Raw genomic sequence first — 16,408 nt, 5'->3', positions numbered from 1 at the left:
CAATCACAGTGAAAGGAGCACTTTTACATGCATACAGTATGGAAAGGCGCAATAAGCTTTGGCTTAGTTCACGTCCCCGTTAAAATGTTTTCTGCAACAGAAGATAAAGACATTTCCATGAAATATATTCATAAAAAATGTGGCAGTTCTCTTTCTTATGTTCGGCGTTGCCCTGTATGTGAAGAAGATGTCGCTTGGGAGGATATTACGAAGGGCTACGAATACGAAAAAGGAAAATATGTGCTATTTGAAAAACAAGAGCTGGAGCAGCTTTCCGCACAAGCAGAGAGAAACATCATTATTTTAGATTTTGTTGACCTACATGAAATCGATCCAATTTACTTTCAAAAAACATATTACTTATCTCCCGACCAAACTGGCTCTAATGCCTACAAATTGTTAATGGAAGCGATGTTGCAGTCTGGAAAAATTGGGATCGCAAAGGTTGCGATTCGTTCTAAAAGCAGCTTGGCGGCCATACGTGTGATGGATGGGTGTCTGGCTATCGAAACGATGTTTTTCCCTGATGAAATCCGACCCATCGCACAAGTGCCTAACCTACCAGAAGCCGCCGTGGTAAATGATAAAGAGCTAACGATGGCAAAGCTGTTAATCGAACAGCTCTCAACACCATTTGAGCCAATAAAATATAAGGATGATTACCGAGAAAACCTACAGACTTTAATTTCACAAAAGGTCGCAGGCGAAGAGGTTACACTTGCACCAGCGAAGCAGGAAAATAACGTAATCGATTTAATGGCAGCACTCCAAGCAAGCATCGAGGCGGCAAAACCAGCGCCAATTATTACGGATACAGGTGAGGCAACAAAAGCTTCAACCCGAGGTAAAGCAAAAGCAACAACGACAGCTAAAGATAGTAAAGGCACAAAAACAACCAAAAGTAAAACAACTGCCACGCCAAAAGGAAAGAAAAATGCTTGAGTTACGTTATTGAGAGGTTACACATTCATAGGCTGGCTTATGTGCGATTCCCTGCAACACCGGATGTCTTAACGTATAATGTGGCGTCCACTGCATATAATTTACCTTTACACTCACAAGAGGCTCCACCCATAGAGCCTCCTTTGTGCGGTCAGGCTTATTGATAAAAGGCATCTTGCTTACCTTATGGTTTTGAAGCTGTTGCACTAAAGCTGACCATGCACTCTGGTTTAACACCCCAGGACCAACATGTCCAACATAAATAAATTGTCCCTGCTCATTAAATAGTCCTAATAATACCGCATTATATCGGCCATCCTTCATACTCAAGCCGCCAATTGCTGCGTACAAATCAAAACCAAGCTTAATTTTACGCCACCTACCATCTTTCCCCCCACAAGCATATGTACTATTTATTTCCTTGCAAACAATGCCTTCCCACTCTTTTTCCTTCATTATATTTAATAAGGGTAAGCTTTGCTCTGAGGATACACTTGGAACAAGCTGCACACGCTCCGACGGCATAAGAATGTCTTTTAACTTCTCCTGTCTCGTGCTAAGGGGTAAATCATTAACCCATTCGCCATTTAAATAAACTAGATCAAACACCATATATACGGGATGAATACTACGGATAGCTGAAGCAATTTGCATGTCCTTCCTTAAGCTATCGCGCTTCATAATGCCATGAAAGGAAGGCTTACCTTGCTCCAACACAATCATTTCCCCATCTAAAATAACCGATTTTGCCTTACAAAATGAATGGATATCGCTAAATTCAGGATATTGCTGTGTGCGTTCGTTTCCTTTGCGATTAATGAGCTTTACCTCTGTCCCATCGTAATAGGTCAATATTCTAACGCCATCCCATTTAATTTGAGACAACCATCCATCCCCGCTGGGGATATCCTTAGCAGCAATCGGTTCAAATGGGACAATGACAGGCAACTGCATAGTTATTTCTCCTTCCCTCTCAGTGAAATCGTTAGCTCATAGTTTCCCCATACTTTGGGAATGCTATCCTAGGTCAAAGAAGGGAGGGATAAAACATGGCAGTTTCATCCGATTTGATCATCAAAGTAGGTCAGCATGACATCAAAATTACAAATCCAAATAAGCTATTATGGCAAGAAATGGGTATCACCAAATCGATATATTTAGAAAAGCTTACGGTACTTTTCCCTTATTTATTGGCTCGCTGTAACAACCGTTTACTAACAACGATCCGTTACCCGCACGGCGTACATAGCAAATTTTTTTATCAAAAAAATGCACCAGAACCTCTCCCCTCCTTTGTCACTACCGCTTGGGAGGAAAGCATACATTATGTGGTGCTTGATCAGCTAGCTACGCTGTTATGGTTAGGAAATTTAGCATGCATTGAATTTCATCCGTCCCTCCATTTTGTAGGGGAGCAGCTACCTTGCGAATGGATTATTGACCTTGATCCTTCTTTGCCAGAGGAGCCACGCATTATGGAAGCAGCATGGAATGTTGGGCAGGTACTAAACTCGTTAGGCATACAGTCCATTCCAAAAACATCAGGGGCAACTGGCGTCCAAATCATTGTCCCAATTCAATATGGCATCACCTTTGATGAATTGAGATCACTTGGTCATTTTATCGCACAATACACCGTTCAAAAGTATCCACAGCTATTTACAATCGAGAGGTTAAAAAAGCATCGTGGCGATCTAATCTATTTTGATTATTTACAGCATTATAAAGGGAAAACGCTGGCTTCAGCCTATACGCCTAGAGCAAACGAGGCGGCTTGTGTATCTACGCCATTAACGTGGGAGGAGGTCGCACAAAATCCACGTCCTTCAGACTATCATCTACTTAATATAGAGGAACGGTTACAGCAAAAAGGCGATTTAATTGCCACAGTAGCACCTCAAGATTTAAAACCTATTATTGCCCAGCTAGGTAAGATCCAAGGCTGATATTTTGTTACAATAAAGGGGAAACGAGGCGGGCCAATAGCTCGGCTCCTTTTTGTAACTTAGGGCGAAGCTGGAATTCACGTAAATCTATTCTTTTACTATGTTCTAAATCTTCTTTGAAATCTGTAATTAGCTCAGAAACTGAATTTTCGTCAAACAACAAGGCAATCATTTCAAAATTATAAAAAAAGCTACGCATATCCATATTGGCTGTACCCACCGATCCAAGCAGATCATCAATAATAATAATTTTGGCGTGGACAAAGCCTTTTGTATATTGATAAAACTCGACCCCTGCAAGCATAAGCTCCTCTACATAAGATAATGAAGCGAGCTGCACAATACGACTATCCCCTTGATTAGGGATAAGCACCTTCACCTCTACCCCACTCACCGCCGCAGTTTTCAGGGCTGTTCTTAACGCTTCATCTGGAATAAAGTAAGGCGAAGTTATCCAGATTCGTTCCTTTGCCGCAGAAATGGCACCAAAATATAGCTCCTGCACCGTATCCCAATGCTGATCAGGCCCACTTGTTAAAATTTGCACCTGTTTACTCACATTACAGCTATGCGGAGGATACAAATCCTCACTTACTACCACTTGCTCCGAAACAAGTGACCAATCATCTAAAAATGTATTTTGCAAAAAATAGACGGCATCTCCCCTTAATTCAAGGTGTGTATCTCGCCAAAAACCAAGCTTTGGAGATAATCCTAAATATTCATCCCCAACATTAATCCCACCCATAAATCCAATCTTACCGTCCACAATTAATATTTTTCGATGATTCCGATAATTCACTCTTCGATCAAGTGTAGCAATCCATGGTGGTAAAAAAGCTCTGACCTCAATCCCAGCACGACGCATTTCTGCAATAAAGGAGGACTTCAGCTTATAACTGCCAAGCCCATCATAAATAACTCGTACCTCTACGCCCTGCATCGCTTTACGAATCAGCACTTCCTGAAATCTAGTTCCAATTCCATCATGACGGAAAATATAAAATTCCATATGAATATGGTGTGTTGCCTGTTCCATCGCATTTAGCATCGCGGCAAATATTTTTTCAGATTCACTCATGACCTTCACTTCGTTATGGCCTGTAATTGGATTTTCAGAAATTTTAGTTAATAGTCCAAATAAACGTGTCTGATCGCTAAATGCGGGATATCTCATCTCAGAAATATGGTGGATGATTTTCGACTGACGAAATACCGTTGATTTCAGCATTTGAAAAATACCCGTTCCTCTCAGACGGATCGTTCTTCTTTTCTTATATTCTTGAGCAATAAAATAGTATAAAACAAAACCGATGATGGGGATGAGGAATAGGATGAACATCCAAGCCATTGCCTTTCCCGGATTACGAAACTCTACAATTAAAATGGTAGCAATTTGAAATATAAAAGCAATTAATAGTAATAAGAGCCACTGCATATACTCACCTCTTCCTCAATCAGCATTAACCAGCTACGTTCCTATTTATTCATCTTTATCAAAATAATAATAGACATGTTTCGAAAGTTATACGAATAGATAATGGTAAAGTGATATTTTATAGAAAGGAAGGGGATGCGATGAAAAATACTAATCTTAGTCGACAAATGACCATACTGGTTGTAAGAGAAGCTCATCAGCCTGTTAGGCAAATTCAATTGTCCAAGCCACTTGTCATCGTCGTTCCAATGATCGCCCTACTTTCCATCTCAGGCTTAATTGTTCATATGAAGCTGCAATCTAATCAACAAATCGCACAACTACAACAGCAGGTCTACGCCCAGCAATACCAATTTGATGTCGTCGTCACAAATAAAGAACAAGCCATCACACGGCTCCAAAATGAAGTGATTCAACTGTCAGCCGAAGCCAAAAATATGGTAGGAAAATTAGAACGTGTCTCTGCTCTTGAGGATGAGCTACAACGCTTTATTAATAAATACCACACAGGTAGCAAGGTTCCTGCTTCGGCGTCAACTTCTGGCACTACTTCTGGTTCTACTTCTAGTTTCACTGCTGGTTCAGCTGTCACTTCCTCTAGTAAGGATAGTGATGATTTAAATGGATTGGGAGGTGAGTTTATCGCAGTGCATGACAATGAAATAGATCAGCTTGCTATCGAGACACACCAAGACTATGAGGTCATCAACGAGATGTTAATTGAAATGGAAAAAAACCTACCAATCACTTTGAAGCGTGCTAGACAGACGCAATATAGCTTATCTGGTACACCATCCGGTTGGCCTACGTTATCGACACGGCTGACCTCCAATTTTGGTTATCGTACTGACCCTTTCTCAGGTAGAGCCGCCTTTCATGCTGGTATCGATATCGGTGGAAAAATAGGGGACCCTGTGTATGCAGCGGCAGCGGGTACAGTCATTACAAGCGAGGCTAGCTCTTCGCGTGGCAATTATATAGTGATTCAGCATCCCAATGGAATACAAAGCTGGTATTTACATCTGCAAAAATCGAGCGTAGCTAAAGGAGAGCAGGTGACGAAAGGCCAGAACATCGGCAAACTTGGCAATACAGGACGGAGCACAGGTGCTCACTTACATTTTGAAATTATGAAAAATAATCAGCTTGTAGATCCCTTAAACTACGTCTCTCTCGAAGAGTGATGTGAACGCCTAAGTAATCTAAACAATGAAGGAGGATATAATATGAGGAAAAATAAAGCTATTCCAACCATTTTAGGGGTAGGGAGTAAAAGTGAAGGAAAAATTAATTGTGAAACAGACCTGAGAATTGATGGTCATTTTAATGGTGAAATTCATTGCGGAGCTACAGTCATTATCGGGGAGCAAGGAGATATTAAATCGAATATTATGGCAAATGAGGTTATCGTTGCAGGCAAGGTCACGGGTGATATTCAGGCTCAAGATCGATTAACGATATTAAAAAATGGACAAATTGATGGCAATGTCCATGTAACCCAACTTGTCATTGTAGAAGGTGGCATGCTAAATGGCACTAGTAAAATGGGACGTCCCTCCTCCGCACCCGTGAAGGAAAAAAACAGAAAATTAGCACAACAACCCGAAGCAGGGTAAGCTAATCACCCTGCTTCTTTTTTTAAATAAATTTTAAGCCGCCACATCTCTTTTCTTAAATACCCAAAAGGAGATCCCCAAAAATAAAAGGGCATGAACAGCCAAAACAGCTAACGAGAAGGACAGTGACATCCCTTCAAACCTTGAACCACCACCTAAATATTGCGTTAAATTTAGATTCACAAAAATTAAATATTTTGCCCATGCATACTTTTCAGGGTTAAATAACAACATCCATATGTTCGACGTCATATACAGAAACATCGCCAAACCAATCGCAATCCCACTAGAGCGGAACACTGTGGACAACATAAAAGCAAAAGTTAAAATTACAAATAATGTAATCAACCCATAACCAAATTCCTTTGTCATATTAGCAAACATAAGATCTGCCTGCGCCCCACCTGTTGTCTTAAACAAGGTAAAGGAGATCACTCCTGCTGCAAGCAGAAAAACTAACGTAAAGCCAATTGTAAATAGTAACGCTGCAACTAGCTTGGATGCTAATATTTTATAGCGTGAGGATGGACGGATTAATAACAGCTTGATCGTTCCCCATGTAAATTCACTTGCTACAATTTCTGCGATAATGACAATCGAAAAAATATTAACTAGAAAAACCATTGAAAGCAGGTTATTCATCATTACCACAGCAGTCATATCTGAGGTTGAGGGCTCAAGCTTACTTACGATACCAAAAATAAAAACTAAAGCAATCGTTAAGCCAATCATAATCCATGTACGTGGACGACGATACATTTTCATATTTTCGTTTTGAACTAATCTTACAAAGCTATTCAATATGCCCACCTCCAGTCAACTCAAGGAATTGATCCTCAAGTGAGGTAACCTTCGTATAAATGCTATATACCAAAATACCTGCCATTACAAGCTTCGCATTGATCGTCGCGATTTGCTCTCGATCCGCAGAAACAATGAAGGTATTGCCCTCATCGTGACCTTCACCAACAATCTCTACCGCCCGCTTCGCATCATTAACTTCAAAAGCAACCTGATGTGCAGTGAGTAGTGAATCACTATCCTTTAACGTTCTCACATCGACTAAACGCCCACTCTGAATAACCGCTACGGAATCACACATCAATTCCATCTCAGACAACAAATGGCTAGATACGAATACTGTAATCCCTTCTTCTCGCGCAAGCAGTCGTAAATAGTCTCGTAGCTCGCGAATCCCTTGTGGATCTAAGCCATTGGTGGGCTCGTCCAAAATTAAGAGGCGTGGACGGTGTAAAATGGCTTGTGCAACACCAAGCCGTTGTCTCATCCCCAGAGAATACGTCTTAACCTTATCGTGAATTCTTGCCCCCAAGCCTACTAGTGCGATAGCCTCTTCAATGCGTTCCTCAGTAACGCCAGAAGACATCCGTGCATAATGAAATAAATTTTGATATCCGGTCAAAAATTTATACATTTCTGGATTTTCCACAATTGCCCCTACATGAGCGATCGCTTGCTCATAATGCGATTTTATACTTTGATCTTGAATCAAAATATCGCCTTGGGTTAATGACATCAGCCCAACCATCATCCGAATCGTTGTTGTTTTCCCCGAGCCATTAGGTCCAAGGAAACCAAAGACTTGTCCTGCTGGAATGTCTAAGGTCAAATTATCAATAATCTTTTTTTTGCCAATTTGCTTCGTGACGCCCTTAAGTTGAACGACGGGTTCCCCTGTCATTAGTGCATACACTCCCTTTTTTGAACATGTCTAGTTAAGTAACTCTTTACACTTCACTTGAGTAAAATGTATATTTACAGTTTACCATATTAAAACGGCAACAAAAAATTCACCGCTAATCACTGGAAGAGGGATTAACGATGAATCTTTAGCAATTTCATTATATTTGCATTACAAATTGTTAAACCTACGAACTTAGCTTATATAGCAGCAGCTCAGCAAAATGAATGGAACGCTCTGCTGCAAACCATAAATTATTGTCAAAGCTGTCCGCTGACTCTTGACCATGTCCAACGATGTCCGACACCGCCTTCACTGCGATAACAGGGATACCATACTGATCTGCGGCTTGAACAATCGCAAGCCCCTCCATGTCAGATACTTTTGTAGCTGGGAAGTTTCGATAAATGTCAGCGACCTTCTCATCATCACTCATGAACGAATCTAGTGTTAATGCAAGACCAAAATCTACAACATAGTTAATCTCATTTTTCGACTGATCATAAATCGAGCGTACTTCATTTAGTCTATCAGCATCGATAACATACCCTGATGGCATTTGTGGCACCTGTCCACGTTCATAACCAAAGCAGGTCGCATCCACATCCCCATACGTATAGGAGGTTGGAATTACAACATCACCAACCTGGAGCTGAGTATCAAACGCACCTGCTGAACCACTATTGATGAGCAGGTCTGGCTGATAACGTTCAATCACGATCGTAGCCGCAACCGCAGCATTCACCTTGCCAATTCCACTTTCAACAAGGATAAGCTCATGCTGATTAAGACCGTCCAATTGCACTTCTTCAATGATCGTTTTCCCAATCACCGTTTTTTTCAAAATTGTTGCTTTTTTACGTAAAGGCGCAATTTCCTCTTCCATTGCACAAATGAGGGCGATTTTCATATGAAACCTTCCTCCTATTGCTCTAAGTAAGAGATGGGTTTATTCACAGCGACCTTTGTTCCCCCAAACTCAGCTTCAATATATTTTTGCGTATCCTCACTGTGGTAAAGCTCACCTAGCTTTAAAATACCAGGATCATTTTTCTTATCCTCAGTTGTTACTAATACATTGATATTATTACGCGTATCCTCGGAAATTTGCTCATGGAACAAGGAGTCCTTTAATACATTAAGTCCACCCTCAAGCGCAATTGTGTTACCGATTAATACTAAATCAACGTCTTGAATGACACGTGGTCCTGTTGTATCATCAATAAGCTCAAATTTTAGATTTTTAGGATTTTCTGTAATATCATTTACTGTTCCAGTCGCAGCGTTAAAGTCAGACTTTAGCTTAATAAGACCTGATGCTTGTAATAGATTAAGTCCTCTTGCAGTGTTCGCAGGATTATCCGCCAATGCAACTAATGCACCCTCAGGAACATCTTTAATATCCTTCACCTTTTGAGAATAAATTCCCATTGGCTCTAAATAAGTTGTAGCTACTGCGGTAAGATTTGCTTTACTATCTTTGTTGTAGCTAACAAGATATGCCCAGGATTGAAAGGCATTCACATCTACTTCGCCTTCTTTTGTTGCATTGTTTGTTTCCACACCGCCTTCAATTTCCTTAACCTCGATTTGCAGGTTCGCATCCTTTGCCCCTTGAGACGCCGCGATGTGCTTCCAAATCTGTGCATCAGACCCCATAGAGCCAATGACGATTTTTTGGGCTCCAGATGAAGTTTTGTTGCTGCTAGCGTCTTTGCTGCCGCATCCTGCTACAATTAATAGTACACTTAACGCTAAAATTCCAATTAACTTCTTCTTCATCTTTTTGCCCCCTAAAATGTTAATTCATCGTCATGCCGCCTGTTACATTAATCGCTTGCCCAGTCATATACGAAGATAATGGACTCGCTAAAAATAAAACAACATTGGCTACATCACTCACTTCTGCAGTTCGACCAAGAGGAATTTGTGAGCAATCCTCTTCATATATTTCTTGTGCCGTCATCCCACGAATTACGCCACCCTCCACACGCTCTCGGTGCTTCATGGGTGTCTCGACGATGCCTGGACACACTGCATTCACCAATACATTATGCTTAGCTAGTTCTACACCCATTACTTTAGTTAGTCCTAACACCGCATGCTTAGAGGCACAATAACCTCCCATTGCTCTGTATCCATTTTTGCCTGCTTGTGACGCAATTTGAATAATACGTCCTGCCTTGTTGCCTCTTACCATAGCTTCTGCAAATAACTTAGAAATCCAATATAGACCTGTAGAGTTAATTGCAAATACCTTATTCCAATCCTCTAGCTTACTATCAATCACATAATCCATCGTGGAAATTCCAGCACAGTTCACGACCACATCAGGAATACCGGCTTGTTGCTGTACGACTTCAAAAAAGCGATTGATATCCTCTGAGCTCGCGATATTTAAATGTGCTTCAATTAAATGAGAATCAACACTATGATACGTCTCTGGATAAGCTATATCAGCAGAAATCACTGTTGCCCCGCTCGTTAGAAACAACTCAACAATGCCTGCGCCAATCCCTGATTTTCCGCCAGTAACAACAACTGTCTGTCCCGATAGATCAATCGTAATCATAATCTCTTATAGCACTCGCTCAAATGGATCTCTACTAATTCCTGCTTCCAGTACAAGCTTTGCATATTCTTTTGCCGAGAATAAGGAATGATCTTTATAGTTACCACACTCAAGTGCAGAAACCGCTGGAACATCCGTAGTTTCTAATACTTTACGTAATGTTTTTTCTAATGCTGTCGCAACCTCTTCTGGGGAATGCTCATTCCACAAAATCATATAAAAACCAGTTCTACAGCCCATTGGAGAAATATCAATAATGCCCTGAAGCTCGTCTCTTAAATATGTTGCTAGTAAATGCTCTAACGTATGAAGTGCAGCTGTTGGAATTGCATCTTTGTTAGGTTGTAAAAATCTTAAATCGTATTTTTGAACCGTGCTTCCTTTTTCATCATGCTCCACACCTGCTGCTCTTACATAAGGTGCCTTTACGATATTGTGATCTAATTGAAAGCTTTCTACTTTTGCCATGATTGATGTCCTCTTTTCAATAGTTTTTTGATATAGATTAGGGCTCAAGAAAATCAGCGTTGCTGTGGAAGAGGTGCCGCTTCACTCCAAAGGGTTGTTACGCTAACTACCACTCTTCCATTTTACTACTGATTTTAAGTTTGACCCTTAATTATACTGCTTATTGTAAGGTGAAGCATAGATTTATGCAAAACGCCTTTTAATAGAGTGGCGTTTTGTACTCATTAAAGTTTGCTTATTACCAATTTATCTAGAATCTTAATGCGTAGATTTTTTGGTAAAGTAATCGCCAATAAATTGGCAAATAAATACGAGAATTAGAATTAAGATCGTAGCAACGATTGTAATGTCGCTCTGGAATCGGTTATAGCCTTTGTTAATCGCTAGGCTACCAAGTCCTCCTGAACCAATTGCACCTGCCATGGTTGTTAAACCAATTAGGTTAATAACAGTGACAGAGGAGGCACGGATAATGCCCGTTAGTCCTTCTTTTAGGTACACTCTAAAAATAATTTCAATTGGCCCTGAGCCCATCGATTGTGCCGCCTCAATAATACCAGGATCAACCTCAAGTAATGCATTTTGAATTTGTCTGGCGTAAAAGGGAACGATTCCAATGACTAATGGGACAATCGCTGCGTTCATCCCGATAGAGGTGCCAGTAATAAGCCTTGTTAATGGAACAACTGCCGCAATCAAAATAATAAAAGGAATGGATCTAAACAAATTAATGATTTTCCCTAAAATGCTATATAACCATTTGTTTTCGAGTATCCCGCCTTCATCAATTACTACCATAATAACGCCTAGCAAAATGCCAAATATAGCAGAAAACAATGAGGTCGCAGCAACCATATACAACGTTTCATACGTACTGCTAATGATGTCATCCTTTAGGTCAAAGACATTTGGGAAATATTGCTGAAAAAACTCTATCATACTAACGCACCTACCTTGCTTTGCTGCTGCAAACCGGGAATATTAATGTATTCAATGGATACTTGGTTTACATTTAAATAGTGGATGGCTTCCTCTAATTTTGTTCCGTCACCTGAAAACACAACGATAAGCTGGCCAATTGCTGTCTGCTGGAGTACCTCCACATTTCCAAATAAAATGTTTGTAGATACGCCATACTTTGCAGAGATTTCGGAGATGATAGGTTGGCTTGTGTTGTCCCCAACAAATGAGATTTTACACAAAATATCATGTGGTCCTAGCTTTGTAAGCGAAGGGTGCGCCTTAATTTTGTCGATCATTTGATCGATGTGTGTCGCAGTATTAATAAAATCCTTCGTTAAGCTGTTTTGTGGATTGCTGAAGATCGATACGATATCACCTTGCTCTACAACCTCTCCCGCTTCCATCACCGCAACTCGATTACAAATCTCCTTCACCACCTGCATCTCATGGGTAATAATGACAATTGTTAAACCTAGCTTTTTATTTAAAGCTTTGAGTAGCTCCAAAATCGATTGTGTTGTTTTGGGGTCAAGTGCACTTGTCGCCTCGTCACACAGTAAAATTTCAGGATCATTAGCTAACGCTCTTGCAATCGCCACACGTTGCTTTTGTCCGCCAGATAGCTGTGAAGGATATGCCGCTAGTTTATCTGACAAGCCTACTAGCTCTAGTAACTCCCTAACCTTAACATCTCTTTCCTTCTTTGAAAGCTTCGAGCTTTTAAGCGGATAATCTACGTTATCATAAATCGTACGTGATGCCATCAAATTAAAATGCTGAAAAATCATCCCGATTTTTTTTCTTGCTGTTCGAAGCTGCTTTGCATTTAGCGATAATAAATCTTGCCCATTCACAATCACTTTTCCCGAAGAAGGTCGTTGCAACAAATTAATAATGCGGACGAGTGTGCTTTTCCCAGCCCCACTATAGCCTACAATACCAAATATATCGCCGGCCTCAACCTGTAAGTCAACGTTCCTTACCGCGACAACAGACTGAGCTTTACTCTGAAATGTAACATTAATATTTGATAACGAAATCATGCTGCTCAACCTTCCTTTTTTTCTTTCCGTAATTATACATTGGTTTACTCGGAATTGCTACAGTATTTTTATGTAATTTTTATTAAATTATAATAGTGCTTGATTATTATTCATACATTTATTCGTATATTTATAATTTTAATCATAGTTAATCAAGCACTAAATCCTTCTACACAGCATAAATAACCACTCTTTTAAAAAAGCCTTACCTGCTTGTATTTAATACAGTGGTCAATTTAACGAGGAGGTAATAGCGATATAAACTCGGCTAATGCTTCCTTCCATGGTCGAGGTGTATTGAATCCATTTAAACGTAATGACATATGATCAAATACGGAATAGGATGGCCTTGCAGCTGGGCGTGGAAATTGCTCTGTAGACACTGGATTTGCCAATGTACCACTCTTTGTTAACTCAAAAATAGCTGAAGCAAACTCATGCCATGAACAAGATCCTGAATTAGACACATGATAAATTCCGTATTTTGAAGTTTTTATTAAATCAATAATTGTCGCTGCTAGATCCATTGTATAGGTAGGACAACCAATCTGATCATCGACGACTGAAACTTCTTCATGCTTCGCAGCTAGAGATAACATCGTTTTTACAAAGTTTTTGCCATGTTGTCCATAAACCCAAGATGTACGAACAATAAAATATTGAGAATGTAGTTCCTTTACAAAGGATTCTCCTGCCAGCTTAGAGGCCCCATACACATTAATAGGTGACACGGTATGAAACTCATTTCTCGGTTGCTTCCCTTGCCCACTAAACACATAATCAGTACTAATATAGACAAGCTTGGCACGAAGCTGCTCTGCGACCACCGCTACATTGCGTGTACCATACGCATTGATAAGAAAAGCGGCCTCACGATCATGTTCTGCGGCATCTACCTCAGTATACGCCGCAGTATGGATGACAATATGTGGCTTTATACAGTGCATCACCTCATGACACCGATCAAAACTTGTAATATCCATTTCTTCCCGATCTACCGGAAAAACCTCATACCCTGCTTGCTTAAGTAGCTCTACTACGTCCTTGCCTAATTGCCCCTTGCCCCCCGTTACCATCACACGTTGCCTTGAAGCATGTTCCACTGGTTTCCCCCCTTAATATTTAAAAGCCAACAAAAGTGAATCTCGAATACCCACACTAAAGCAGGCAGGCTGAAAAATCCTGTCTATCGATATAATGCCTATCCTTATAACCGAAAACGAAACTCCGCATCACGTAAATAAGGGTGACTTCGATCCTTATCAGACAACGTGACCTCCTTTTCAGGCCAATCAATATCAAGCTCAGGGTCATTCCATGCAATTCCTCGATCGTGCTTACTCGAATACAAGCTATCCACCTTGTAGGCAACCTCTGTATCTGGAACTAAGGTACAAAAACCATGAGCAAATCCCTTGGGAATAAGCAGCTGACGTGCGTTATGTTCGGTCAAAATAATACCGTACCACTGCTTAAACGTTGGCGAGTCCTGACGTAAATCTACTGCAACATCATAAATTGCCCCTTTTAAGACACGTACAAGCTTACTTTGTGCCTTTGGTGCAAGCTGATAATGTAAGCCTCTAATCGTCCCTGTCTCACGAGAATATGAATGATTATCCTGTACAAATTGATAACTTAAGCCTAATGCTTCAAATTGTGCCTGATTATACGTTTCCATAAAAAAACCTCGATCATCCTTGAACACCTTTCCCTCAATGACGATCAAGCCAGGTAATGTCGTTGCAATTGCCTTCATGTTGTTTCCTCCTTATTCGCTCACTGCTACTATTATATTCAGCGGGCAAAGCGGGAGTGCTTAGCGCAATTCAATTTCATTAAAACAACAAAAAAAGGAAGATGATATTGTTGCTAATCATCTTCCTTCTTAAATTAATACTATATTATTTACTATGCTAACTACCTATAAAAAATACTAAATATAATTTCTAATTTTTAATGCATATTCCCCTGCTGTGCTTGCTTATTTCCTACCACAACACGCTTAATAAATAATGAAATTACAAAGCCAATAATACAGAGCACAAGCGCAAAAATAAATGCATTTTGTACCCCATGCGTGAAGCTGTTCAGTTTATTCACTAGGCTTTCTGGATCGCTCACATCTTTTAAGAAGCTGATTTGACTTGCCGCAAGAATACTCACAGCAACCGCCGTCCCAATTGCGCCAGATACCTGTTGCAAGGTATTCATAATCGCTGTCCCGTGTGGATAATATTCAGGTGGAAGCTGATTTAATCCATTCGTTTGAGCAGGCATCATAATCATAGAAATACCAATCATCATAAAAATATGCATCGTAATAATGGTACCCAATGAGGTTGTTGGTGTTATCCCTGTGTACATATATAAAACGAGAGCTACAAGCAGCAGTCCGATTTTAACTAACCACTTTGGTCCAAATTTATCAAATAGTCGTCCCATAATCGGAGACAATAAGCCATTTAATAAACTTCCTGGAAGCAAAACTAATCCTGCAGTTAATGCCGTAACCGCCATACCACGCTGGAGATACATTGGCAAAATGAGCATCGATGATAACATCATCATCATACAAATAAAAATGAGGATTAAACCAATCGTAAACATCGGATACTTAAATACACGCAAATCCATCATCGGTTGCTTCATTTTAAGCTGTCTAATGCTAAATAATAACAAAGAAACAATCCCCATGGCTAGCGAAATCATAACAGTTGGACTAGACCAACCTCCGGCTCCTTCACCATGGCCTCCCGCACTACTAAAGCCATAAACAACGCCTCCGAAACCAAGCGTGGATAACACAATCGAGAAAATATCAATCTTAGGCTTGGTCAATTTTGAAATATTCGGAAGGAACATCAATCCAAATATAAGTGAAATAATAAAAAACGGTAATGAGATCCAAAAAATCCAATGCCAGCTTAGATTCGCTAAAATTAAACCTGAAATGCTTGGCCCACTTGCTGGCGCAAACATGATGACAAGCCCAATTAAGCCCATCGCTGAACCACGTTTTTCAACTGGAAAAATAATTAGAATCGTGTTAAACATCAGTGGAAGCAACAAAGCAGTTCCTACCGCCTGTAAAACACGTGCTACAAGCAAAAACTCAAAGGTAGGGGCAAGCGCCGCTACGATTGTACCTGCGATCGAAAAAATCAAGGATGTCGTAAATAACTGTCTTGTTGTAAACCACTGTAACAAAAACCCTGAGACTGGAACAAGAATCCCTAATACAAGCAAATATCCTGTTGTTAACCATTGTATCGTCGTTTCGCCTACCTGAAGTATTTCCATTAGCGGTGTTAATGCTACATTTAATGCTGTTTCACCAAATAAACCGATAAAACCACTTAACAGCATCGCAAACAATATCGGTACTGCTTTATATTTCGTTCTTTCTGTCTGGCCCGTTGCAGAACCAGCTTTCATGGTCGTCTCCAAAATCCCATCCTCCTAAACTAGTCAAGCACTCTGTCTGTGTGTAATTAATACAATAGGTCTATACAATTAGAACAGCTTTCGCCTTTAGATGTCAATATTAAAAGTTTAACATTTAAAATTTTAATATTAGCTTAGACCCAAATTAGTGCTTGCTAACTTCCGAGGAAAACAGCTACGTTAAGGGTGGCTTCGCCCCCTGTTACAGCCTGATTTTTTAAATTAAATAATTATTGCTATTTTTGCATCCTCTCAACCACTAATTTCTAAG

Annotated in this window: 17 protein-coding genes; 4 read left to right on the top strand and 13 right to left on the bottom strand. The window is 40.2% G+C overall.

Annotation, left to right across the window (positions count from 1 at the left end):
* Window positions 1–27: 27 nt before the first annotated feature.
* A complete protein-coding gene (locus ABE099_RS16285) occupies window positions 28–942 on the top strand; it encodes a Ku protein (RefSeq protein WP_430032142.1) in 915 nt (304 codons plus the stop codon).
* Window positions 943–948: 6 nt separating this feature from the next.
* Here ABE099_RS16285 and ABE099_RS16280 read toward each other — a convergent pair whose 3' ends face one another.
* Entirely contained in the window at window positions 949–1,896 is a 948-nt protein-coding gene (locus ABE099_RS16280) for a DNA ligase (RefSeq protein WP_430032141.1), read from the bottom strand.
* 95 nt (window positions 1,897–1,991) lie between these two features.
* Between ABE099_RS16280 and ABE099_RS16275 the strand changes: the two genes are divergently transcribed.
* Window positions 1,992–2,888 carry a DNA polymerase domain-containing protein gene (locus ABE099_RS16275; RefSeq protein WP_430032140.1) on the top strand — a complete coding sequence of 299 codons (897 nt, stop codon included), beginning with the start codon at window positions 1,992–1,994 and terminating at the stop codon, window positions 2,886–2,888.
* A 7-nt stretch (window positions 2,889–2,895) separates the two neighbouring features.
* Here the strand turns inward: ABE099_RS16275 and cls are convergent, their stop codons facing one another.
* On the bottom strand, window positions 2,896–4,326 hold the full coding sequence (gene cls / locus ABE099_RS16270) for a cardiolipin synthase (protein WP_430032139.1): 1,431 nt from the start codon (window positions 4,324–4,326) through the stop codon (window positions 2,896–2,898).
* 140 nt (window positions 4,327–4,466) lie between these two features.
* Between cls and ABE099_RS16265 the strand changes: the two genes are divergently transcribed.
* A complete protein-coding gene (locus ABE099_RS16265) occupies window positions 4,467–5,510 on the top strand; it encodes a M23 family metallopeptidase (protein WP_430032138.1) in 1,044 nt (347 codons plus the stop codon).
* 42 nt (window positions 5,511–5,552) lie between these two features.
* Window positions 5,553–5,942 carry a bactofilin family protein gene (locus tag ABE099_RS16260; protein ID WP_430032137.1) on the top strand — a complete coding sequence of 130 codons (390 nt, stop codon included), beginning with the start codon at window positions 5,553–5,555 and terminating at the stop codon, window positions 5,940–5,942.
* Window positions 5,943–5,975: 33 nt separating this feature from the next.
* Here ABE099_RS16260 and ABE099_RS16255 read toward each other — a convergent pair whose 3' ends face one another.
* From ABE099_RS16255 to ABE099_RS16205, 11 genes are all read right to left on the bottom strand, one after another.
* Entirely contained in the window at window positions 5,976–6,752 is a 777-nt protein-coding gene (locus ABE099_RS16255; protein WP_430032136.1) for an ABC transporter permease, read from the bottom strand.
* Window positions 6,736–7,644 (bottom strand): ABC transporter ATP-binding protein, encoded by a 909-nt coding sequence (locus ABE099_RS16250; protein ID WP_430032135.1) that lies wholly within the window; start codon window positions 7,642–7,644, stop codon window positions 6,736–6,738. The genes ABE099_RS16255 and ABE099_RS16250 overlap by 17 nt, the downstream gene beginning before the upstream one ends.
* Window positions 7,645–7,831: 187 nt before the next feature.
* Complete coding sequence (gene mtnN, locus ABE099_RS16245) at window positions 7,832–8,554, bottom strand: 5'-methylthioadenosine/S-adenosylhomocysteine nucleosidase (RefSeq protein WP_430032134.1); 723 nt, start codon at window positions 8,552–8,554, stop codon at window positions 7,832–7,834.
* Between the two features lie 14 nt (window positions 8,555–8,568).
* Window positions 8,569–9,426 carry a MetQ/NlpA family ABC transporter substrate-binding protein gene (locus ABE099_RS16240; RefSeq protein ID WP_430032133.1) on the bottom strand — a complete coding sequence of 286 codons (858 nt, stop codon included), beginning with the start codon at window positions 9,424–9,426 and terminating at the stop codon, window positions 8,569–8,571.
* 19 nt (window positions 9,427–9,445) lie between these two features.
* Window positions 9,446–10,216 carry an SDR family NAD(P)-dependent oxidoreductase gene (locus ABE099_RS16235; RefSeq protein ID WP_430032132.1) on the bottom strand — a complete coding sequence of 257 codons (771 nt, stop codon included), beginning with the start codon at window positions 10,214–10,216 and terminating at the stop codon, window positions 9,446–9,448.
* A gap of 6 nt (window positions 10,217–10,222) precedes the next feature.
* The gene (locus tag ABE099_RS16230) at window positions 10,223–10,684 is read right to left on the bottom strand and encodes an S-ribosylhomocysteine lyase (protein ID WP_210087256.1); all 462 of its coding nucleotides are present in this window, start codon (window positions 10,682–10,684) and stop codon (window positions 10,223–10,225) included.
* Between the two features lie 258 nt (window positions 10,685–10,942).
* On the bottom strand, window positions 10,943–11,623 hold the full coding sequence (locus ABE099_RS16225) for a methionine ABC transporter permease (RefSeq protein ID WP_430032131.1): 681 nt from the start codon (window positions 11,621–11,623) through the stop codon (window positions 10,943–10,945).
* Window positions 11,620–12,690, bottom strand: coding sequence for a methionine ABC transporter ATP-binding protein (locus ABE099_RS16220; protein WP_430032130.1), 1,071 nt, complete (start codon window positions 12,688–12,690; stop codon window positions 11,620–11,622). The genes ABE099_RS16225 and ABE099_RS16220 overlap by 4 nt, the downstream gene beginning before the upstream one ends.
* A 236-nt stretch (window positions 12,691–12,926) precedes the next feature.
* Complete coding sequence (rfbD, locus tag ABE099_RS16215) at window positions 12,927–13,793, bottom strand: dTDP-4-dehydrorhamnose reductase (protein WP_430032129.1); 867 nt, start codon at window positions 13,791–13,793, stop codon at window positions 12,927–12,929.
* A 104-nt stretch (window positions 13,794–13,897) separates the two neighbouring features.
* Entirely contained in the window at window positions 13,898–14,449 is a 552-nt protein-coding gene (gene rfbC, locus ABE099_RS16210; protein WP_430032128.1) for a dTDP-4-dehydrorhamnose 3,5-epimerase, read from the bottom strand.
* 197 nt (window positions 14,450–14,646) lie between these two features.
* The gene (locus tag ABE099_RS16205) at window positions 14,647–16,128 is read right to left on the bottom strand and encodes a DHA2 family efflux MFS transporter permease subunit (RefSeq protein ID WP_430032217.1); all 1,482 of its coding nucleotides are present in this window, start codon (window positions 16,126–16,128) and stop codon (window positions 14,647–14,649) included.
* Window positions 16,129–16,408: the final 280 nt, after the last annotated feature.

The sequence above is a fragment of the Paenibacillus turicensis genome (assembly GCF_050461185.1).
Classification (GTDB): Bacteria; Bacillota; Bacilli; order Paenibacillales; family Paenibacillaceae; genus Fontibacillus; species Fontibacillus turicensis_A.
This window is presented reverse-complemented; position numbering and strand designations above follow the sequence as displayed.